At 60.7% G+C, this 21,052-nt stretch carries 20 protein-coding genes and 1 tRNA gene; 15 read left to right on the top strand and 6 right to left on the bottom strand.

The features are described from left to right. The first annotated feature begins 26 nt into the window (after positions 1–26). The 14 genes from HMPREF2526_RS02460 (at position 27) to nusB (ending at position 14,114) form a co-directional block, all read left to right on the top strand. Positions 27–1,244, top strand: coding sequence for a phosphotransferase family protein (locus HMPREF2526_RS02460; protein WP_070516934.1), 1,218 nt, complete (start codon positions 27–29; stop codon positions 1,242–1,244). After that, on the top strand, positions 1,244–2,599 hold the full coding sequence (locus HMPREF2526_RS02465) for a replication-associated recombination protein A (RefSeq protein WP_049154576.1): 1,356 nt from the start codon (positions 1,244–1,246) through the stop codon (positions 2,597–2,599). The genes HMPREF2526_RS02460 and HMPREF2526_RS02465 overlap by 1 nt, the downstream gene beginning before the upstream one ends. Positions 2,600–2,666: 67 nt before the next feature. Continuing rightward, positions 2,667–5,354 carry an alanine--tRNA ligase gene (gene alaS, locus HMPREF2526_RS02470; RefSeq protein ID WP_070516936.1) on the top strand — a complete coding sequence of 896 codons (2,688 nt, stop codon included), beginning with the start codon at positions 2,667–2,669 and terminating at the stop codon, positions 5,352–5,354. Between the two features lie 58 nt (positions 5,355–5,412). Continuing rightward, on the top strand, positions 5,413–5,961 hold the full coding sequence (gene ruvX, locus HMPREF2526_RS02475; RefSeq protein ID WP_070545639.1) for a Holliday junction resolvase RuvX: 549 nt from the start codon (positions 5,413–5,415) through the stop codon (positions 5,959–5,961). Between the two features lie 22 nt (positions 5,962–5,983). Then, positions 5,984–7,159, top strand: a complete 1,176-nt coding sequence (gene mltG, locus HMPREF2526_RS02480) for an endolytic transglycosylase MltG (protein ID WP_070513327.1) — start codon at positions 5,984–5,986, stop codon at positions 7,157–7,159. A gap of 4 nt (positions 7,160–7,163) precedes the next feature. After that, positions 7,164–7,970, top strand: coding sequence for a shikimate dehydrogenase (locus HMPREF2526_RS02485; RefSeq protein WP_070545642.1), 807 nt, complete (start codon positions 7,164–7,166; stop codon positions 7,968–7,970). Between the two features lie 45 nt (positions 7,971–8,015). Further along, positions 8,016–8,408 carry a prepilin peptidase gene (locus HMPREF2526_RS02490; protein ID WP_070545646.1) on the top strand — a complete coding sequence of 131 codons (393 nt, stop codon included), beginning with the start codon at positions 8,016–8,018 and terminating at the stop codon, positions 8,406–8,408. Between the two features lie 51 nt (positions 8,409–8,459). Beyond that, complete coding sequence (gene aroC / locus HMPREF2526_RS02495) at positions 8,460–9,671, top strand: chorismate synthase (RefSeq protein ID WP_070513255.1); 1,212 nt, start codon at positions 8,460–8,462, stop codon at positions 9,669–9,671. Then, complete coding sequence (locus HMPREF2526_RS02500; protein ID WP_049154582.1) at positions 9,668–10,177, top strand: shikimate kinase; 510 nt, start codon at positions 9,668–9,670, stop codon at positions 10,175–10,177. Before aroC ends, HMPREF2526_RS02500 begins: the two co-directional genes overlap by 4 nt. 77 nt (positions 10,178–10,254) lie before the next feature. After that, complete coding sequence (gene aroB, locus HMPREF2526_RS02505) at positions 10,255–11,325, top strand: 3-dehydroquinate synthase (protein ID WP_070513257.1); 1,071 nt, start codon at positions 10,255–10,257, stop codon at positions 11,323–11,325. 38 nt (positions 11,326–11,363) lie between these two features. Continuing rightward, a complete protein-coding gene (gene aroQ / locus HMPREF2526_RS02510; RefSeq protein ID WP_046648552.1) occupies positions 11,364–11,789 on the top strand; it encodes a type II 3-dehydroquinate dehydratase in 426 nt (141 codons plus the stop codon). 43 nt (positions 11,790–11,832) lie between these two features. After that, the gene (locus HMPREF2526_RS02515) at positions 11,833–12,924 is read left to right on the top strand and encodes a M24 family metallopeptidase (protein WP_049154584.1); all 1,092 of its coding nucleotides are present in this window, start codon (positions 11,833–11,835) and stop codon (positions 12,922–12,924) included. 94 nt (positions 12,925–13,018) lie between these two features. Further along, complete coding sequence (gene efp, locus HMPREF2526_RS02520) at positions 13,019–13,582, top strand: elongation factor P (protein ID WP_046648551.1); 564 nt, start codon at positions 13,019–13,021, stop codon at positions 13,580–13,582. 1 nt (position 13,583) lies between these two features. After that, entirely contained in the window at positions 13,584–14,114 is a 531-nt protein-coding gene (gene nusB / locus HMPREF2526_RS02525) for a transcription antitermination factor NusB (protein WP_070545649.1), read from the top strand. A gap of 212 nt (positions 14,115–14,326) precedes the next feature. Here the strand turns inward: nusB and HMPREF2526_RS02530 are convergent, their stop codons facing one another. The 6 genes from HMPREF2526_RS02530 to HMPREF2526_RS02555 all read right to left on the bottom strand — a co-directional run bounded on the left by HMPREF2526_RS02530 (position 14,327) and on the right by HMPREF2526_RS02555 (position 18,293). After that, positions 14,327–15,091, bottom strand: coding sequence for an amino acid ABC transporter ATP-binding protein (locus tag HMPREF2526_RS02530; protein ID WP_046648549.1), 765 nt, complete (start codon positions 15,089–15,091; stop codon positions 14,327–14,329). After that, a complete protein-coding gene (locus HMPREF2526_RS02535; RefSeq protein WP_070513263.1) occupies positions 15,091–16,044 on the bottom strand; it encodes an amino acid ABC transporter permease in 954 nt (317 codons plus the stop codon). Before HMPREF2526_RS02535 ends, HMPREF2526_RS02530 begins: the two co-directional genes overlap by 1 nt. Beyond that, the gene (locus HMPREF2526_RS02540; protein WP_049154587.1) at positions 16,037–16,921 is read right to left on the bottom strand and encodes an ABC transporter substrate-binding protein; all 885 of its coding nucleotides are present in this window, start codon (positions 16,919–16,921) and stop codon (positions 16,037–16,039) included. Before HMPREF2526_RS02540 ends, HMPREF2526_RS02535 begins: the two co-directional genes overlap by 8 nt. A 3-nt stretch (positions 16,922–16,924) precedes the next feature. Next, positions 16,925–17,740, bottom strand: coding sequence for a DUF368 domain-containing protein (locus HMPREF2526_RS02545; protein WP_070545652.1), 816 nt, complete (start codon positions 17,738–17,740; stop codon positions 16,925–16,927). 136 nt (positions 17,741–17,876) lie between these two features. Further along, positions 17,877–18,152: a hypothetical protein gene (locus HMPREF2526_RS02550; protein WP_046648545.1), complete on the bottom strand. Its 276-nt coding sequence runs from the start codon at positions 18,150–18,152 to the stop codon at positions 17,877–17,879. Between the two features lie 67 nt (positions 18,153–18,219). After that, positions 18,220–18,293, bottom strand: a tRNA-Leu gene (locus HMPREF2526_RS02555). A 91-nt stretch (positions 18,294–18,384) separates the two neighbouring features. Between HMPREF2526_RS02555 and polA the strand changes: the two genes are divergently transcribed. Next, positions 18,385–21,036 (top strand): DNA polymerase I, encoded by a 2,652-nt coding sequence (polA, locus tag HMPREF2526_RS02560; protein ID WP_070545655.1) that lies wholly within the window; start codon positions 18,385–18,387, stop codon positions 21,034–21,036. Positions 21,037–21,052 lie beyond the last annotated feature (16 nt).

Consider the following 21,052-nt stretch of genomic DNA (forward strand, 5'->3'; position numbering starts at 1 on the left):
TGGAAGCAGGCAAGCAAGTGAATCCGATGGGACACGAGTCCAAGAAAAAATCTGTGGCGGATGCCGTGGTGGCGGAAGCCTCACAGATGCTCTCGCGCCGCTTTGGCGGGGAGCCTGAGCTTAGTGACGTCGAGCAACTCACTGGTTCGGGCAACGCCGTGGTGCTTCGTGCCCGCACGTCACCGAGTGCCTTTTTCCCGCATCGTTCGGTGGTCATCAAGTACAACCCAGTCACCGGGCACACCATTGATGACGCCGCCCTTCTGCGTGAGGTGGTGGCCTATCAGTTCACCACAGCGTTGTCCGAAGAGGTTCGCCCAGGCCCAGTACTGCTCGCACACGACGTCGAGAAGCGCATCTTGGTGCTGTCTGACGCCGGCGATGGCGACACCCTGGCGGACACTCTTGCCCGCAGCAATGACGAAGAACGCGGAGAGCTGCTCAGGTCCCTGGGCGGCGCGCTGGGCAAAATGCACGCGGGCACGGCTGGGCGCGAAGAGGATTACGAGGCTCTGCTGAACCGGCAGTTGCGCCGGCATCCCGAATACGCCGAGCACCAAGCCCTGCGGGATGAGTCTCTGAAAAGCTCCATCCTGATCGGTGCGGACATCCTCAGCGAAGCAGGACTGGAGCCACCAGAGCACGTCCGCGAACTAGCCCGCACCGCCATGCAGAGCTTTAGTTCTGGCCGCAACCGCGCTTTTACGCCCTTCGATCTGTCCCCAGACAACATCATCGTGGGGACAACACTGACCTTCCTGGATTATGAGTGGGCCGGTTTTCGCAACGTGGGCTTTGATGTAGCCTGCGTTGTCGCCGGCTTCCCACAGTTCCTCTTCAGCCGCCCGATTACGGATTCTGAGGCGGACGTCTTCATCCAAGCCTGGCAGCGCCGGGTCGTCGACGTGTGGCCGCAGCTGGCGGATGAGAAAACACTGCATGAGCTGATAGTCGCTTGTCTCATTGGTTGGGCTTTGTCGAGCGTGACCACCATGTATGCCGGTGGGATTGAAGGGGTAGTAGCACTGGCGGAGGGTAACGCCGAGATTTATCGTGACCCGCGTCGCTCGCTGCTGCGCCGCTCCGATCACGGCCCGTTCAGCGAGGATGAGCTCTTGATTCGGCGCGACCTTTATGAAACTTTCGAAGCGCTCTCACGTTTTGCCGCGCAGTGTAAGCACGATGGGTGCTCGACTGTTGCCGCTTTCGGTCGCGCTGTGGCCTCCCGTCTCCGGGAGTCCTGATGGGGCAGGAGTCACTCTTCGGCGACGACCAATCAGCGCCAAGCCTGCCGGGTGGCCCCGATATTTTTGCGACTCATTCGGGGTCACCGCTGGCCGCGCGCATGCGGCCGCAAAGCCTCGACGAAGTAGTGGGCCAAAAGCACCTTCTGGAACCCGGGACTCCGCTGCGGCGCCTCGTCGAGGGCTCCGGCGAGGCCTCCGTCATCCTGTACGGCCCGCCAGGCACCGGAAAGACGACCCTGGCTTCGCTGATCGCGTCCTCTCTGGGGGATAACTTCATCGGCCTGTCCGCCCTCGACTCCGGCGTCAAGCAGGTACGGGAAGTCATCACGCATGCTCGCCGCGAGCTGATTGAGGGCCGCCGCACAGTGCTCTTTATCGATGAGGTGCACCGCTTTTCCAAAACCCAGCAGGACGCATTGCTGGCTGCGGTGGAAAACCGGACGGTGCTACTCGTGGCAGCTACCACCGAGAACCCCTCCTTCTCCGTGGTGGCGCCTCTGCTCTCGCGTTCGCTGCTGCTGCACTTGGAGCCGCTTGACGACGCCTCCCTGCGCACTCTCGCCGAGCGAGCGCTGACGAGCGAGCGCGGCTTAGCCGGGCGGATCACCGCAACGGAAGACGCTCTGGACCAACTGGTGCTGCTCGCCGGAGGAGATGCGCGTCGCACGCTGACCTACCTCGAGGCTGCGGCTGAGGCGGTACCAGATGGTGGCGAGCTCACCGTCGACATTCTCAAAGACAATGTCAACCGCGCGGTGGTGCGCTATGACCGTGACGGCGACCAGCACTATGACGTAGTCTCCGCGTTCATCAAGTCCATTCGCGGTTCTGACGTCGATGCTGCGTTGCACTACCTCGCCCGCATGATTGAGGCTGGCGAGGATCCACGCTTCATTGCGCGCCGGCTCATCGTGCACGCCTCAGAGGACATTGGGATGGCCGACCCCACCGCGCTACCCACCGCCGTGGCCGCCGCGGAGGCCGCTGCGCTGATCGGCCTGCCCGAGGCGCGCATCCCGCTGGCTCAGGCCACGATCCACCTGGCTACTGCGCCGAAGTCGAATTCCGTTATTAATGCCATCAATTCTGCTCAGGCCGATGTCCGGGCCGGTAAGAGCGGTTACGTCCCGCCGCACTTGCGCGACGGGCACTACGAGGGTGCTAAGCGCCTAGGTAACGCCGTCGGCTATCAGTACCCGCATGATGATCCACGCGGTGTTCTAGCCCAGCAGTATCTGCCGGAGACGCTGGCCGATGCCGAGTATTATCAGCCCACCGACCACGGAGCGGAAAAGCGCGTGCGCGAGTACCTGGGAAGGTTGCGGGACATCATCCGGGGGCGGCGTCGCTAAGCACAGCACCGGACGGGTAAAGTTGAGCGCTGACTAGAAACCTCTCAACAGTGAAGGACTTTTGCTCGTGAAGACTCATGAGATCCGGGAACGCTTTACCCAGCACTTCGTCAAGGCCGGCCACGAAGCCGTCCCCAGCGCGTCGCTGATCCTGGATGACCCGAACCTGCTCTTCGTCAACGCCGGCATGGTTCCCTTCAAGCCCTACTTCTTGGGCCAGCAGAACCCGCCTTTTGCTAACGGTACGGCGACCTCCATCCAGAAGTGCGTGCGCACCTTGGATATCGAGGAAGTAGGCATCACCACCCGCCACAACACCTTCTTCCAGATGGCAGGCAACTTCTCCTTTGGCCAGTACTTCAAGGAGGGTGCTATCACCCACGCCTGGAACCTGTTGACGAACTCGGTAGAGGATGGCGGCTTGGGGCTAGATCCCGAGCGTTTGTGGGTCACGGTCTACCTCGATGATGATGAGGCAGCCGATATCTGGCACAACAAGATCGGTGTTCCCCGCGAGCGCATTCAGCGCCTCGGCATGGAGGATAATTACTGGTCCATGGGTATTCCTGGCCCGTGCGGTCCGTGCTCTGAGATTTACTATGACCGTGGTCCGGAATATGGTCAGGACGGTGGCCCCGTCGCGGACGATAACCGCTACATGGAGATCTGGAACCTGGTCTTCATGCAGAACGAGCGCGGCGAAGGCATCGGCAAGGGCAACTTTGAGATTCTCGGCCCGTTGCCTAAGAAGAACATCGATACCGGCATGGGCATCGAGCGCGTTGCCTGCATCCTGCAGGGCGTGGACAACGTCTACGAGACGGATCTGCTGCGCCCGGTCATTGACGTTGCCGAGGAACTCACCGGGGCGAAATACACGCCCGATGCGCCGAAGGAAGACTTGATCCGCTTCCGCGTGGTGGCGGACCACTCGCGCACCGGCATGATGCTCATCCTGGATGGCGTTACCCCCGGTAACGAGGGCCGTGGCTATATCCTGCGCCGACTGCTGCGCCGTATCATCCGCTCCGCCAAGCTGCTGGGTGCGAAGGGTGAGACCATGGAACGCTTCATGAACACCATCATGGACACCATGACTCCGTCCTACCCGGAGATTGCGGAGAACCGTGAGCGCATCCTGCGCGTCGCCGTGGCGGAGGAGAAGGCCTTCCTCAAGACCCTGGAGTCGGGCACCAAGCTTTTCGACGAAGCTGTCGACGAGCTAAAGAGCACCTCCCGCGCGGCCACCCCGAAGGTGCTGTCCGGTGAGAAGGCGTTTGAACTGCACGATACCTATGGATTCCCCATCGACTTGACATTGGAGATGGCCCAAGAAGCTGGCCTTAGCGTGGACATGGAGGGCTTTGATGCCGCCATGGGCGAGCAGCGCCGCCGTGCCAAAGCTGATAACCAGGCTAAGAAGCATGGTCACGCCGACTTGTCGCTCTACCGCGAGTGGGTGGATAACCATCCGACTCTGTTCACGGGCTACGAGACCTTGGAGTCCGAAGCCAAGGTACTCGGCCTCGTCCGCGATGGCGAGAAGGTCTCTGAAGTCCAAGCAGGCGACACCGTCGAGGTAATTCTGGACCAGTCGCCGCTCTACGCCGAAGCCGGTGGCCAGACCGCCGACCGAGGCCGGATCATTGCCGGTGAAACCCTCCTTGAGGTCAATGACGTGCAGAAGATCGGCAAGAGGCTGTGGGTCCACAAAGCTACGGTGACCGCTGGTGGCCTTGAACTGGGCACTGGCGTAACAGCCGAGGTAGACCAGCAGTGGCGCCACGGTGCCGTGCAGGCGCACTCCGCCACGCACCTCATCCACGCCGCGCTGCGCCAGGTGCTGGGGCCGACCGCTGTCCAGGCTGGCTCCTTGAACCGACCGGGTTACTTGCGCTTTGACTTTAACTACACCGACCAGCTCACCCAGGAGCAGCTCGATGAGATCGCTTTGGTGACTAACCAGGCGGTAGACCAGCACTTCCCGGTCAATACCATCGAGACTTCCTTGGACAAGGCCAAGGAGATGGGCGCGATGGCCCTGTTCGGTGAGAACTATGGTTCCGAGGTCCGCGTCGTGGAGATGGGAGGGCCCTTCTCCATCGAGCTGTGCGGCGGTACGCACGTGAAGAACACCGCAGAGATCGGTCCAGTGTCTGTCCTTGGTGAATCCTCCGTGGGTTCCGGTGCGCGCCGCATCGAGGCCTATTCGGGCTTGGATGCCTTCCGTTACTACTCCAAGGAAGCAGCCCTGGTGGAAGGTGTGTCTCGCGAGCTGAAGGTCCAGACCGAGGACCTGCCGGAGCGCATCGCGCAGCTGACGGAGAAGCTCAAGGCCGCAGAGAAGCAGATTGCAGAGCTGCACAAGGCCCAGCTCATGTCCCAGACTGCGGACATGATCTCTACGGCGAAGACCGTCAACGATTTCACCATCGTGGCCGTCAAGCTCCCTAAGGGTGTGAACGGCGGTGACCTGCGCACGCTGGCTTCCGACATTAAGAACCGCCTCGGTGATGTCGCTGGTGTGGTCGTCTTGGCATCGGAGAATGAGGGCGGCAAGCTGCCATTCATCGTGGGTGCCACCAGGGCAGCAATTGAGCGCGGTGTCAAGGCTGGTGACTTGGTTAAGCTGGTGTCCGGCTACGTTGATGGCAAGGGCGGCGGCAAGCCGGATATGGCTCAAGGCTCCGGCGCAAACGCCGAAGGCCTGCAAGCTGCCTTCGACGCCGTCCGTGATGAGCTCGAAACCCACTAATGGATGCGCACGAGTAGGTGTGCAGAAGTAGCTGACTCTCAGGACCAGGAGGAACACCATGGCCGTAGAGCCCGATAAGCCAGGAGTAGACGATCCCGGACCAGGGCGCCGGTTGGGTCTCGACGTCGGAACTGTCCGCATCGGCGTGGCGGTTTCCGATCGGGATGCCCGCCTGGCTATGCCGGTCGAGACCGTCCGCCGCGAAACCGGGTTTAAGGACCGCGACAAGGGTGACATCGACCGACTGCTTGAGCTTATTCACGAGTATGACGTCGTCGAGGTGGCGGTCGGTTTGCCGCGTGATCTCAAGGGCAACGGCTCATCAAGTGTTAAACATGCCAAAGAAATCGCGTTTCGTATCCGCCGCCGCTTGGCAAAAGATGACACGATAAACACACCTCCGCCTGTGCGCATGGTGGATGAGCGTCTCACCACAGTGGTGGCATCATCTGCACTGCGAGCCTCTGGCGTGTCAGAGAGACGCGGCCGTTCGGTTATCGACCAAGCGGCCGCGGTGGAAATTTTGCAATCCTGGCTGGATGCGCGCCATTTCGCGTTGAACGGCCACATCCCTTCAAACCTAGGAGACGAAGTACGTGAGCCGTAAACCTTCACGCATCGGACGCTCGATGGAACCCCAGTACGTCAAGCGCCGCCAGCGCGGCATGGCCGTGCTTATTGCCAGCCTTGTCCTCATCATCGGCGGCCTCGGCTACATCGGTTTCCGCCTGTTGGGAGGGGGCAATACCTTGGACTATGAGGGACAAGGCAATGGTGTAACACAGCTCGTTCAGGTCCCGGAAGGCTCATCCATGGGAGAACTGGCACCTGAGCTAGCAGAAAAGAATGTGGTGAAGACGCCTGAGGCTTTCTCTTCGGCGGCCAATTCCAATCCGCGCGCGAGCCAAATCAAGCCCGGGTTTTACCGTCTCCAAGAGGAGATGAGTGCCAAATCCGCCGTGGAGGCACTGCTTGATGACGCCAACATGGTGGACTTGCTCGACGTGCACGGCGGAGCGACGTTGCTGGACGTCAACGTACTGGGGGGCGATGTCCGGTTTGGTATTTACTCCCTGATCTCGCAGGTCTCCTGTAAGGAGGGTGGTTGCGTATCCGCCGAGGAACTAGAGAAGATCGCGGCCACGGTAGACCCAGCCGAACTGGGTGCGCCGGACTGGGCCGTGGAGGAAGTCCGTGCCCGCGGCGAGGATCCCAAGCGTATTGAGGGGCTTATCGCCCCGGGACAGTACGTGCTTGACCCGAACATGGATGCCCAGGAGATCCTGACCGATCTCATCACTCGTTCGACGAAGAAGTACAACGACACCAACATTGTCGACCGCGCCCAGGCCATTGGCCTGAAACCCTATGAGCTTCTGACCGCAGCATCCCTGGTGGAGCGTGAGTCGCCGGCCGGTGAATTCGACAAGGTTGCGCGCGTCATCCTCAACCGCCTCGACGAGCCGATGCGCTTGGAGTTGGACTCCACTGTGAACTACGGGCTCGAGGACGTCGAGCTGGCCACCACCGATGAGGACCGTAACCGCGAGACCCCGTGGAATACCTATGCGAAGGATGGTCTTCCGGATTCCCCGATCGCCTCGCCGTCGGAGGAGGCCATCCAGGCTATGGAGAACCCGGCAGAGGGCAATTGGCTCTTCTTCGTCACGGTTGATGACAAGGGCACGACGGTCTTTACCGACAACTATGATGAGCACCTCGCCAACGTCGATGATGCGGTGCGCTCTGGCATCCTGGACAGCCAGCGCGAAGGCGCCGGCGAGCCACCAGCAGAGGAGCAGTAATAGGATGCCGCGCGCCGCAGTTTTAGGCAGCCCCATCGAGCATTCGTTATCCCCGGTCCTCCATAAGGCCGGCTATGATGCGCTGAATCTGAAGGACTGGGATTACACCAGGTTCGAGGTGACCGACTTGGCTGCCTTCCTCGCCGAGGTAGGGGAAGAGTACCGAGGTTTCTCGGTGACCATGCCATTGAAGTTCGACGCCTTGGCTTGCGCAGACATCGTGAGCGAGCGCGCCAAGCTCATCGGCTCTGCGAATACCTTGGTGCGCACCGCGGAGGGGTGGCGCGCGGACAACACGGATACGGAAGGCGTGCTGGGCGCACTCGATGAGCTGCTGGGCTCTTCCCAGCCGTCTTCGGCGCTGCTCATCGGCGCTGGTGGAACCGCGCGGCCGGTCCTGTGGGGGCTAGCCCAGCGTGGTGTTAACGATGTCACCGTGCTCAATCGCTCAGATCGTCGTGCTGAACTACGGCCGCTAGGGGACGCCCTTGGCCTCTCCCTCCACTCAGCATCTTTTGGTGATGATCTCGCGGGGTTAGCGCGCTCGGTGGACCTCATCGTCTCCACTGTTCCCTCCGCCGCCGTGGAAGAGCATCTGACCCAGTTGGCCAAGGCTCCGGTGTTCGACGTTATCTACGATCCATGGCCTACGCCTTTAACTGTGTATGCGGCTGCTGATGGCTATCCGACCGTCGGCGGGCACATCATGCTGGCCAACCAGGCTTATTCGCAGTTTGAACAATTTACCGGGCACACCGCCCCGCGGGCAGAGATGCTGGCTGCTCTCAACGCTGCGCTCAAGCTGCCTTAATCAACAGCATGCGCGGCAGCACCCCGCACGGTAGGCTGCGCAGTCATGGGGGATGTGCTTTTTCTGGCGTGGGGGTGCGCCTTAATCGTTTATGACCTGCGTTTCAAACGCCTGCCCAACTATCTGACACTGCCGGCCGCCGTGCTGTCGCTGTGGTGGTTCGACCCAGCCGGGCTGCTATGGCCGGGGCTTTATATTCTGGTTGCCTTGCTGAGCCGTGCCGGAAGCGTGGGCGGGGGTGATCTCAAGCTGGCGTTGCCACTGGGCATGGTGACCGCCCACGCGGCGGGAGTACCAGGGGTAGCGTTAGCGATGGTAGGGGCGTCGCTGAGCACGCTGCTCTGGGGGTTCATAACGCAGGATCGGAAACCCGCGCACGGGCCCGGCATGCTCATTGCTGCAGCCCTTGTCGTGTTCTTTAGCCCCGACACGGTGTGATAGACGGCCCAGTGCCCCCGAAAGATCCCCTAGCGTGTGATAATAGTCCGCATGCTTCGTTGGACTACCGCAGGTGAATCTCACGGCCAGGCACTCGTTGCACTCATCGAGCACATGCCCGCCGGGGTTCCCGTTTCCCAAGACGACATCGCTCTCCAGCTCTCTCGCCGCCGCCTCGGCTATGGCCGCGGTGCCCGCATGAAGTTCGAGGCCGATGAGCTCACCTTGCTCAGTGGCATTCGCCACGGACTGACTCTGGGCAGCCCAATTGCCATCATGATCGGCAACACGGAGTGGCCGAAGTGGACCACCATCATGTCCCCGGACGCGCTCGATCTCGATGACCCGGAGACCGCTAAGGCGATGGCATCTGGCCGCGGCGCCCCGCTCACTCGTCCCCGCCCGGGGCATGCCGATTTCGCCGGCATGGTGAAGTTTGATCACGCGGAGGCTCGTCCGATTCTGGAGCGTTCCTCCGCACGCGAGACCGCTGCTCGCGTCGCCGCGGCCACGGTCGCGCGCAACTTCCTCCGCGAAACCCTGGGAGTCGAGGTGCTGTCCCACGTCATCTCCATCGGTGCCTCAGAACCTTATGAGGGCCCGCATCCTAGCTTCGCGGACCTTGAGGCTATCGACGCTTCACCGGTACGCGCCTGCGATAAGGCGGCGGAAGAGTCCATGATCGCAGAAATCGAAACCGCGAAAAAGCAGGGAGACACTCTGGGCGGCATTGTCGAGGTGATCGTGGAAGGCCTGCCGATTGGCTTGGGCTCGCACACCTCGGGTGAAGACCGCCTCGACGCACAGCTCGCCGCCGCCTTGATGGGGATTCAGGCGATCAAGGGCGTCGAGGTCGGCGATGGCTTCGCTGAGGCCCGCCGCCGCGGGAGCGAAGCGCACGATGAAATGGTCCGCACAGACAATGGCGTGGATCGTGAGACTAACCGCGCTGGTGGTCTGGAAGGCGGCATGACCAACGGCCAGACGCTGCGCGTCCGCGCGGCGATGAAGCCGATTTCCACGGTCCCGCGTGCGCTCAAGACGGTCGACATGGCCACAGGTGGGGCGGCTACCGCTATTCACCAACGTTCCGACGTCTGCGCGGTACCGGCTGCCGGTGTCGTGGCAGAGGCGATGGTGGCGCTCGTTCTCGCGCGTGCGGTGCTGGAGAAATTCGGCGGCGATAGCCTCGCCGAAACCAAGCGCAACATCGCTGCCTACCAGGACTACGTGGCAGGCCGACTGGAGTGGGGTGACGCATGAACTCCCCACACGTCGTCCTTGTAGGACCTCCAGGTGCCGGCAAAACCACGATTGGTCGCCGCCTGTCGCGGGCACTGAATTGCGACGTTGTTGATACCGACAGCCTCATTGAGGCGCGCTATGGAAAGAAGTGCGGCGAGATTTTCTCCGAGCTGGGTGAGCCGGAATTCCGCGAAGTGGAAGCCGAGGTCGTGCGCGAGGCGCTGGCTACCACCGGGGTGGTGAGCCTGGGTGGCGGTGCCGTGCTGACAGAATCGACCCGTGACTTGCTCGATAGCCTGACCGTCGTCTACCTCGACATCACACCCGAAGAAGGCGTCACCCGCACGATGGGGGGTACCAACCGCCCGATTCTCGAGTCGGCGGATCCTCTCGCGCGTTATTCCCAACTCTTGGAGGAGCGACGGCCGCTCTACACCAAGGTTGCGGATTTAAAGGTACGCACAGGCGTGCGCTCCCCGCAGCAGGTGGTGGGCGATATTTTGAGCTTCCTTGAGACTCTCTAAGACACTGGCTTATTGTCACTCCACCCCCGCGACGACTAATGAAGACGACTACTAGCGCTGCTGAAGGAGCCGCTCCCATGCACACCATTCCGGTTAACGGACCATCCCCCTACGAGGTCACGATTGGTAGTGGCCTCAGTGCTGCGATGATTGAGCGCGCCGCGGGCATTGGTGCGGCAAAGGTGGCGATTATCCACCAGCCGCCGCTGGCCCAAGCTGCCAGCAAACTCGCTGAGCAAGCCAGCACACAGGGCCTCGAGGCCACCCCGGTCGAGGTTCCCGATGCCGAGGCTGCCAAGCAGCTTGATGTATTGGCACGTCTGTGGGATGTGTTTGGTGACGCTGGGTTTAGCCGCCGCGATGCAGTCATCGGCCTCGGCGGCGGTGCCGTCACAGATTTGGCGGGTTTTGCTGCGGCAACGTGGATGCGCGGCATCCCGGTTATTCAGGCTCCGACGACGCTGCTGGCGATGGTTGATGCTGCCGTGGGCGGGAAGACAGGTATCAACACAGCCGCAGGAAAGAACCTCGTTGGGGCGTTCCACGAGCCGGATTCAGTCTTCGTCGACCTGGATCACCTGCGCACGCTGCCCGAAGACGAGATCATCGCTGGCTCCGCAGAAATCATCAAGACTGGTTTCATCCACGATCCACGCATCATCGAGCACTATCTAGCGGACCCCGCCGCTTGCCTCAAACCGGAAGGCCTGCTTCCTGAACTCATCGAGCGGTCCATTGCCGTCAAGGCGCACGTGGTGGGCCAGGACTTGAAGGAGTCCGGTCTGCGCGAAACCCTCAATTACGGCCATACCTTCGGCCACGCTGTGGAACGCCGCGAGAATTACTCGTGGCGCCACGGCCGTGCTGTGGCGGTGGGCATGATGTTTATTGCGCACCTGTCCCACGCTCGGGGGCTTATCGACGCCACCCTCGTCGCCACCCACCGAGACATCCTCACCCGGATTGGGCTGCCCACCACCTATGAGCAGGGGCACTTCGAGGAGTTGCTCGACGGCATGCGGCACGACAAGAAGAACCGCGAGGGTCGCATCCGCTTCGTCGCGCTCACTGGTATTGGGGAAACAACCCGCCTCGAAGACGCCACAGAGGAGGAGTTGCGCGCAGCTTACGCGCAACTGGCCTCGTAGAGTTTCAGCTGACCCCCTAAAGCTTCAAGGAGTTCGCCATGACCATCCTCGTTCTCAACGGTCCCAACCTGAACCGTTTGGGCAAACGCCAGCCAGAGATTTACGGAAGCGAAAGCCTAGCGGATATCGAAAGCCGCGTGCGCGCCGCGGCGGGGGAGGAAGAGATCGTCTTCTTCCAGTCCAACCATGAGGGCGAACTCATCGAGCAGGTGCATCGAGCCGCCGACGAAGGCTGGCCCGTCATCATCAACCCAGGCGGCTTTACCCACACCTCGGTGGCGCTACGGGATGCCTTGGCGGAGGTAGCCGATGGCGCCGGTTTCGTCGAGGTTCATCTCTCCAACGTGCATGCACGCGAGGCTTTCCGCCAACACTCTTACCTCAGTCCACTCGCGCGCGGTGTTATCGCAGGGCTGGGCTCGTACGGCTACGTCGCGGCACTGGGGTACCTACTGGCAAATTAGCTATCATGGAGTATCGCTTGAAAATGAATGGAGTGGTTCTCTCATGGCATTAGCCGATACTCGTTATAGCAACCGTCGCCGTAAGCTTATGACCGAGCTGTCCGGCCAGCGTATTGACGCCATTATTGTTACCCACTTGACGCACGTGCGCTACCTGACGGGTTTTTCCGGCTCGAATGGCGGTTTGTTGCTCCGCAAGGATCTCTCCGCGCTCATGGCAACTGATGGCCGCTACACAACCCAGATTGCACAGGAAGTCCCGGATATCGAAGCCAGCCTTGGCCGCGATGTGGGCCCGCACCTGCTGGAGAAGGTATCCGATGATCTGCGGGTTGGCTACGAGGCGGACTATGTCACTGTTGCGCAACTCGAGCGTCTGGAGAAGGCGACGCCCGAAGGCGTGACGCTGGTTCCAGTCACCGGGGTGATTGAGAAGATTCGCTTGGTCAAGGACAACATTGAGCTTCAGAAACTGGAGGAAATTGCCGCTTTGGCAAACCAGGCGCTCACCGATCTTATCGAGGCGGGTGAGGTAGCTGCTGGCCGCACAGAGCGACAGGTCGCTGCTGACTTGGAATACCGCATGCGCATGCTCGGTTCGGAGCGCGTGAGCTTTGACACCATCGTGGCCTCCGGCGAGAACTCCGCTAAACCCCACCACGGCGCGGATGACCGCGAGCTGCGCAAGGGTGACCTGGTCACGATCGACTTCGGAGCCCACCTGCGCGGCTTTAACTCCGACTGCACACGCACCTTCGCTATCGGTGAGGTCACCGACTTTGCCCGCGAGATCTATGACGTCGTGCTGCGGGCCCAGGAAGCAGGCGTCAAGGCTGCGGTGCCGGGCGCGAAGCTTGTCGACGTTGACGCGGCCTGCCGCGACATTATTGCCGACGCCGGCTATGGCGAGTACTTCGTCCACTCCACCGGTCACGGCATCGGTCTTGACGTGCACGAAGGCCCCTCCGCAGCGAAAACCGGAAAGGGCGAGTTGGCTGAAGGCATGACATTGACCATCGAGCCAGGCATTTACATCCCGGGCAAGGGCGGCGTTCGTATCGAGGACAGTCTTTTCATTACCTCCGGTGCAGCGAAGATCATTACGCCCTACCCGAAGGAACTTCAGGTGCTGTAGCCAGCACCCCTTCGCTCCGCTGGTGCCGTGCGTACGGTATGCTTAGACACTGTTTTCATAGTTTCGACTACAAGTAATTTGGGAGAGTCATTTCATGGCAGATACCACTGATTTCAAGAACGGTCTCGTTCTGAAGATCGACAACAAGCTGCAGCAGATTGTTGAGTTTCAGCATGTGAAGCCGGGCAAGGGCCCAGCTTTCGTGCGTACCAAGCTCAAGGACGTGGTCTCTGGCAAGGTAACGGACAAGACTTTCAACGCTGGCGTGAAGGTGGAGACCGCTAACGTCGACCGCCGCGACATGACCTACCTGTACAACGATGGCCAGAACTACGTGGTCATGGATGATAAGACCTACGAGCAGTACGAGCTGCCATTTGACAAGTTCGGCGACGCCGGCAAGTTCCTTCTGGAAAACATGCGCGTCCAGGTCTCCTTCCACGACGGTGAGGCTCTGTTCGGTGAGCTGCCGATCTCCGTTGACCTGAAGGTGGAGCACACTGAGCCGGGTCTGCAGGGTGACCGCTCCAGCGGCGGCACTAAGCCGGCGACGCTCGAGACCGGTGCTGAGATCCAGGTTCCGTTGTTCATTGAGACCGGTAACACCCTCAAGATCGATACGCGTACTGGCGAGTACCTGTCTCGCGTTAACAACTAAGATGACCCAGCCAGAGCCTAACTATAAGCGTCACACGGCGCGCTACCGTGCGCGCCGCCGAGCCGCAGATATCCTCTTCGAGGCAGAGTCGCGCGATGTTGATCCGGTAGCAATCGTGGAGGACCGCGTCGAGCTTGCCCGCGATCCGGAAAATGGTGTGGCGCCGATCGCTGAGTACACCCGCGAGATCGTCAGCGGCGCAGCTGAAGAGTTGGACGCTATCGATGACGCCATCGCCCGTTACCTTTCCAGCGAGTGGTCCCTAGAGCGCATCCCTGCTGTTGACCGCGCGATCATGCGCGTGTCAGTCTGGGAGATCCTCTTCAATTCGGATGTTCCCAACGCCACTGCGCTCGTTGAGGGCGTCGAGCTTGCCTCGGAGTACTCCAATGACAAGGCCGCGCCCTACATCCACGCGGTGCTGGATGACGTCATCCAAGCCCAGTCTGCGGATAGCCCGATGGCCTCGGCCCCCGCCGAGGACTCTGAGGAGCCCGCTGAGACTACGGAAACGGAAGGGGACACCGAATAGAACCCCACCGCTAGCGTTAGCTGTTTCGCTAGCTCTCTTCAGAAAAACTCCGGCCAGATTTCCTTTGCGGACTGGCCGGAGTTTTGTCTTGGACGGGTTCAAATAGAAAACTGCCATTGTTGCCAAAGATCTGGCCAGATCTTGAGCCGGGGCGAGAAACTTTGGCAACGAGGGCAGTTGCGGTAGTGCTGCGTGCGTGGTGGTGCAGCGCGCTAGAGCAGCGAAGAGAGGAAATCCTTCGTGCGCTGGTGCTGCGGGTTGTCCAAGAGTTGCTCAGGCGTACCGGTTTCGACGACGCTGCCGCCATCCATGAAGACAATGGTGTCGGCGACCTCCCGGGCAAAGCCCATCTCATGGGTCACGACAAGCATGGTCATGCCGTCGGCGGCAAGCTCCTTCATGACGCGGAGAACCTCACCGACGAGCTCGGGGTCGAGGGCGGAGGTGGGCTCGTCGAAAAGCATCAGCTTCGGGTCCATGGCAACCGCGCGGGCAATGGCGACACGCTGCTGCTGACCACCTGACAGTTGCACCGGATAGGCATCCGCCTTGTGCGCGAGGCCGACCTTGTCCAGCAGCTCCATGGCCTTCTTTTTGGCTTGCTCTGGGCTCTGCTTCTTTACCTGGACCGGTGCCTCGATGATGTTTTCCAGCACGGTGCGGTGGCTAAACAGGTTGAACTGTTGGAAGACCATGCCGATATCCTGGCGCTGGGCTGCGGCTTCCTTCTCGGAGATTTCATAGAGCACGCCGTTGCGCTCGCGGAAACCGATGAGCTCGCCGTCGATGTAGAGGCGGCCTGCCGTGACCTTCTCCAGGTGATTACAGCAGCGCAGGAAGGTGGACTTGCCGGAACCGGAGGGACCCAAGAGGCAGGTGACCTCACCGGGCATGACGGTGAGGTCGATTCCTTTAAGAACCTCGAGCTGGCCGAAGGATTTGTGCACATTCTGCGCGGAGATCATGGGGGTGGTCATTAGTTCTTTACCTCCGGGATGACAGAGACGTTGCGGGGGATAGTTCCTTCGGCATCCGCTAGTGCGGCCAGCTGGCGGCCGGTGAGCTCGCGGGTGGCGCCGCGCTCAAAGCGGCGCTCCAAGAAGTACTGGCCCACCATGAGCAGAGAGGTGATAGCCAGGTACCACGTCGCGGCCACCATCAGAAGCGGAATGGGCTCGAAGAGCGCAGCCGAGATATCCGTGGCGCGGCCAAAAATTTCGGCCGTGTAGGGAATAGCAACCACAAGGGAGGAAGTCTTGAGCAGAGAAATGAACTCATTGCCGGTCGGCGGGATGATGATGCGCATAGCCTGCGGGAGCACCGTGCGGCGCATGGTCATCCACCAACCCATTCCCAGGGCCTTGCTGGCTTCCTTCTGGCCCTCCGGAACAGATGAGATACCGGAGCGGACAATCTCCGCCATGTATGCGGCCTCGTTTAGGCCCAAGCCCAAGACGGAAAGAAGGAATGCGTTAGTGAGCACCTCGGTGAGGGAAATCTCCGCGAATCCTAGGTTGATGGATTGGTAGAGGGCCGAAAGCAGACCCCAGAAGACGAGCTGTACGTAGATTGGCGTGCCACGGAAGAGCCACAGGAAGACCCACGACACGCCTCCCAGCACAGGGTTGGGGGACATGCGCATCACCGCGAGGGCAGCGCCGCCCACGACGCCGATGATCATCGCCAGAATCGTAATGGCAATGGTATGCAGCGCAGCGGTGGCGATCCGGGTATCGAAAAGATACTGGAAATACGTGCCCCACCCGAAGGCCTCATTGCGCGCCGAGGAGATGATGAACCACACTGCAAGCAGCGCGAGGAGGGTAGCGAAGACCCAGCGCCAGGGGTGGCGCAGTGGGCGGGCTTCGATCTTTTCTGGGGTAGTCGAAGCCGACGACTCCGACGCTGCCGGGAGAGAGGAGTTAGTCATTGATCGGCCTTTCATTAATCATTGCGTGCTCGACGAGGCCCTCGTCGACGCCCCACTTATTGAGTATCTCTGCATAGGCTCCGGTGTCGATGAGGTGTTGGAGTGCCGCGGCCACGGCGGGTCCGAGGTCAGAATCCTTGGGCACGGCGAAGCCGTAGGGTGCCGCGTCGAACATTTCGCCGACCATGGACATACGTCCATCTGAGCGGTTAACAGCCCAGGCAGAAACGGGGGAGTCCGCTGAGAGAGCATCAGCGCGCCCCATCAGGACCGCTAGGGCGGCATTATCGCTCGTGTCATAGGGAAGAATGGTCAGGTCGCCGTCGCAGGCTTCCTGCTTGGGGCGCAGATCGTCGGTCTCCGATACCGTGGTGCGCTGCACCGCGACGGTGAGGCCACAGGGGTTGGATGGGTCCACGTCATTGGGGCCATCGGTGAGTTTCGCCCACTGAATGCCGGCATAAAGAATATCGACGAAATCGAAGTTCTCGCGCCGCTCATCGGTATCGGTGAATCCGGAACCGCCCAGATCGATTTGTCCGGCTTGGACCGCCGGCAGAATCATAGAGAAGTCTTGCTCCACCGGCTGAAATTCAAGCCCCAATACTTGGGCGACGGCATTGGCCAAGTCCATCTCTAGGCCGATGATCGAGCCGTCGGAATCCTTGAATTCGAAAGGCGCAAAAGGCGGGTTCGTGCCTACTGTAAGGACGCCATCGGCATCCTCGTACATCGCGGCAATCTCGGGAACTTCGTCCACGTTGGGCGCAGACCAGCCTTCCGGCAGCGCCGGCTCCACGTTGGTAACACAGCCGGAGAGGGTTGCGGATGCTAGCAACCCGGCAGCGCCCACGATGATGGCCGTTTTCTTTCTCATGCTTTAACTCTCTTGGTAGCTAGCGGCTTTGCGCCGGTCCACAACGATGAAAATGGCCACGATAATGCCACCAATCGCGAACATAAGCAGGATCAGTGGTGTGGAGGCGTCTTGGTCAGCGCCCCACGGCCACAACGCACGCAGGGAGCCGAGCATGAAACCAGCCATGGCTGCAAGGGTGACATCGCGGTGATTATCCAGCAGGTAGTTCAATACCTTGACGAAAGCTGCGAGGCCACACACCGCGCCGAGTGCGAAGACACCCACGACGACCATGTTGCGGTCTGAGACCGCACCGATAATCGGCGCGTAGAGGCCCATGGTCAGCAAAATGAGGGAGCCTGACACACCGGGAAGAACGAGCGCGCACACAGCCACCATGGCCGCTAGGAAAACCACGAGCAGGTTGGGGTCTTCCACTGGGGTGGAGGTGAAGCCGGTGACGAAGAAGATTGCGACGGCGGCGATAACAAGCGCGGCGATGGACGCGGGTGAAACGCGCGACATCATGCTCAGCGGCACGATGATAGACACGGCGACCATGCCGAGGAAGAGCGCGCTGGATAGCGAAACCTGGCCCTCCACAAAGTTATGGAGGATCGTGGAGAAGCCGAAAACGGCGACGAACATGCCGACGGCAACGGAGACGAGGAAGCCCCATTCGACCTTCTTGAAACGGCCGGAGATGAGATCATTGGCGTTATGCAAAGCGCGCTCATAGATGCCGACGATGAGCGCAACGGTGCCGCCGGAGATTCCGGGGACTAACTCGGCCATGCCAATAAGGGCGCCGCGAATGGCGTTGAAAAGATAATGCATAAACCGAAAGTAACCTTGACTGTCTACCCGGTGGGATTGCCGTGCCGGGAAGAGCGGGTGAGCAGATGACTTTTTATTCTCTCACCTCAACGCAGGCTTATGCAAACTATTCAATCGGTAGAAGGATATACGCCTTTTACATCGGCAGGCGCTTGGATACTTCGCCGTAGATCGATCCCAGGATGGCGAAGACAGTGAGGCCGACGAGGCCGTCGAGAAGCACTGCGTAGAAATTATTCAGCTGAGGATCGTTGGAGGAAGCCGTGGACTTGCGCAGTTCTTGATAGTAAGAAGATCCTTCAACCTTGGTGGATATCTGCTTGTCCGCGCTAGATTCGGCAGCAGTAGCAGCGGCGGTGCCGCCTACGGTGAGGGCAATGGCGGTGCTCACAGCGATGATAGTGCGACGCATGGCGACGGGTTCCTTTCCGTTGAAAACGCTAACACCCCACAACAAGCTCTGTTGTGGGGTGGAATTGTGCCCCTGGTGAGACTCGAACTCACACTACACGGGTTTTGAATCCGTTGCCTCTGCCAATTGGGCTACAGGGGCGCACAAGCAACGATACTAGCGCAGCGGACCAATTCGAACCTAATTGCCTGCCTGTGGCCCTCGACGGTGTCATTGAGCGCAACACGTTAGGATGGGCCGGGTGACTACTTCTCAGCCTCGACTCCTGCTCATTGATGGCCACTCCATGGCCTTTCGCGCATTTTATGCACTGCCCGCAGAGAACTTCTCCACCTCGGGCGGTCAGCACACTAATGCGGTGTATGGCTTTCTTTCCATGTTGGCGAACATTCTGACTGAGGAAAAGCCGGACTTTGTCGCGGTGGCCTTCGATGTGGGGCGAAAGACCTTCCGCACGGAGATGTTCCCGGAGTATAAGGCGCAGCGTGAAGCCGCCCCCGAAGAGTTCCGCGGCCAGGTCGAGCTCATCCGTGAGGTTTTGGAGACGCTTGGAATCACTACGCTGTCGCGCGATAACTTCGAAGCTGACGACATCGTGGCTACGTTGTCCACTCAGGCCGGCGCGGATTATGAGACCTTCCTGGTCACTGGTGACCGCGACTATTTGCAGCTTGTCGACGACTCCACGACCGTCCTCTATCCCATGCGCGGAGTCTCCAAGCTGCACCGCTTTACCCCGGAGGCAGTAGAAGAGAAGTATGGCCTCAGCCCCGAGCAATACCCAGATTTCGCAGCCCTGCGCGGGGACCCCTCCGATAACCTGCCGTCTGTCCCGAAGGTGGGGGAGAAGACCGCCACGAAGTGGATCACGCAGTACGGCTCTTTGGATGGCCTCATCGAGCACGCCGAGGAGATAAAGGGCGTGGCGGGGCAAAACTTCCGCGATCGCATCGAACAGGTCAAGCTCAACCGACAGCTCACGCAAATGGTGACGGATATGGACCTCGAGGTCGGCCCGGCGGACCTCGGCTTTAAGGGTGCCGTGGCTAGCGAGGTGGCAGCTCGCTTTGATGAATTGGAATTCGGCACGAATCTGCGCGAGCGGGTTCTCAACGCCGTACCGCATGACGCAGCAGCTGAAGCCGCGGCGGCTGAGGAGGCACCAGACGTATCGGTGACCGTGGTAGACACTCCGCTGGCTGAGTGGCTCGAAGACAAAGAACACGTAGCGGTCTTCGTGCAAGGCGACGGAACACCGGGCGCGGGTGATGCCGCCGCACTAGCACTCGTCGATTCCTCCTTCGAGGGACTCCAGATTGAATTGGCGGACCTGGACGCGGCCGATGACGCCGCACTGGCTGCCTGGTTGGAATCGGATGCGCCGAAGTACCTCCACGAGGCAAAGGCGGCATGGCATATGTTGTCCGGCCGGGGAATCGAGCTGCAAGGAATTGCCCACGACACCGCTCTCGCCGCCTATCTCTTGCGGCCGGGCCAGCGCACCTACGCCTTGACGGATGTGTACCAGCGCCATCTGCAGAAGTCCCTCGGGGCTGCCACGGAGCAGCTCTCCCTCTTGGATGACAATCAGCTTGTGGAACAGGCCGGCGCCATCATGGAGCTGGCGGCAGAATTGACGAGTCAACTCCAGGAGATTGATTCCTTCGAGCTGTATACCGACCTCGAGCTGCCTCTGGTGAGCATCCTGGCGCGTATGGAAGCCGCCGGCATCGCGGTGGACCGAGACGTCCTGGAGACGCAGCGCGATGCCTTCATCGAGCAGGTTAACGAGCAAGAGCGCGCTGCCCGCGAGCTCGCTGGTGACGATTCCCTCAATCTGAACTCCCCGAAGCAGCTGCAGGCAGTGCTTTTTGAGACCTTCGATATGCCAAAGACGAAGAAGACCAAGACCGGCTATTCCACCGCGGCCAAGGAAATCGAGCAGCTCGCTGCTACCCACCCGCACCCCTTCTTGGACCACCTGCTGGCGCACCGCGAGTATCAGAAGATGAAAACGACGCTGGAGGGGCTCATCAAGACCATCCAGCCGGATGGCCGCATCCACACCACGTTCAACCAGACTGTGACCTCAACGGGCCGGTTGTCCTCCACGGAGCCGAACCTGCAAAACATTCCGGTGCGCACGGAGGCGGGGCGCCAGATTCGCTCGGCCTTTGTGGTGGGGGAAGGCTATGAAACCCTGATTACGGCGGACTACTCGCAGATCGAGATGCGCGTTATGGCGCACCTGTCTGCTGATCCGGGCCTTATCGAGGCCTACCGTGAGGGCGAGGATCTGCACAACTACGTCGGCTCCAAGGTCTTTGACGTTCCGGTGGATGAGGTCACGCCGGAGCTGCGCCGCCGCGTCAAAGCCATGTCCTATGGCCTTGTGTATGGTCTTTCCGCTTATGGTCTGTCGCAGCAGCTAGGTATCCCGGCACGTGAAGCCAAGGAGATCATGGAGAGCTATTTCGAACGCTTCGGTGGCGTGAAGCGCTATCTCGATGAGGTTGTCGTGCAGGCCCGCAAGGATGGCTACACCTCCACGGTCTTCGGGCGCCGCCGCTATCTACCGGAGCTCAACTCCGATAACCGTGTGGCGCGCGAAAACGCCGAGCGTGCGGCCCTCAATGCGCCCATCCAGGGCACAGCGGCAGACATCATCAAGGTCGCCATGATCCGCGTGGACAAGGCTTTGGAAGGCATGGCTTCGCGCGTGCTCCTCCAAGTTCACGACGAACTCGTCGTGGAGGTGGCGACAGGTGAAACCGAGGAAGTCCAGCGCATCCTCGAACACGAGATGGACAAGGCTATCGAGTTGACCGTGCCCCTCGAAGTCTCCGTGGGCGTGGGCAAGAACTGGGATGCCGCAGCGCACTAGGGAGCGCTTTAGGGAT

It is taken from the genome of Corynebacterium sp. HMSC070E08 (assembly GCF_001808895.1).
In the GTDB taxonomy this organism is placed as follows: domain Bacteria; phylum Actinomycetota; class Actinomycetes; order Mycobacteriales; family Mycobacteriaceae; genus Corynebacterium; species Corynebacterium hiratae.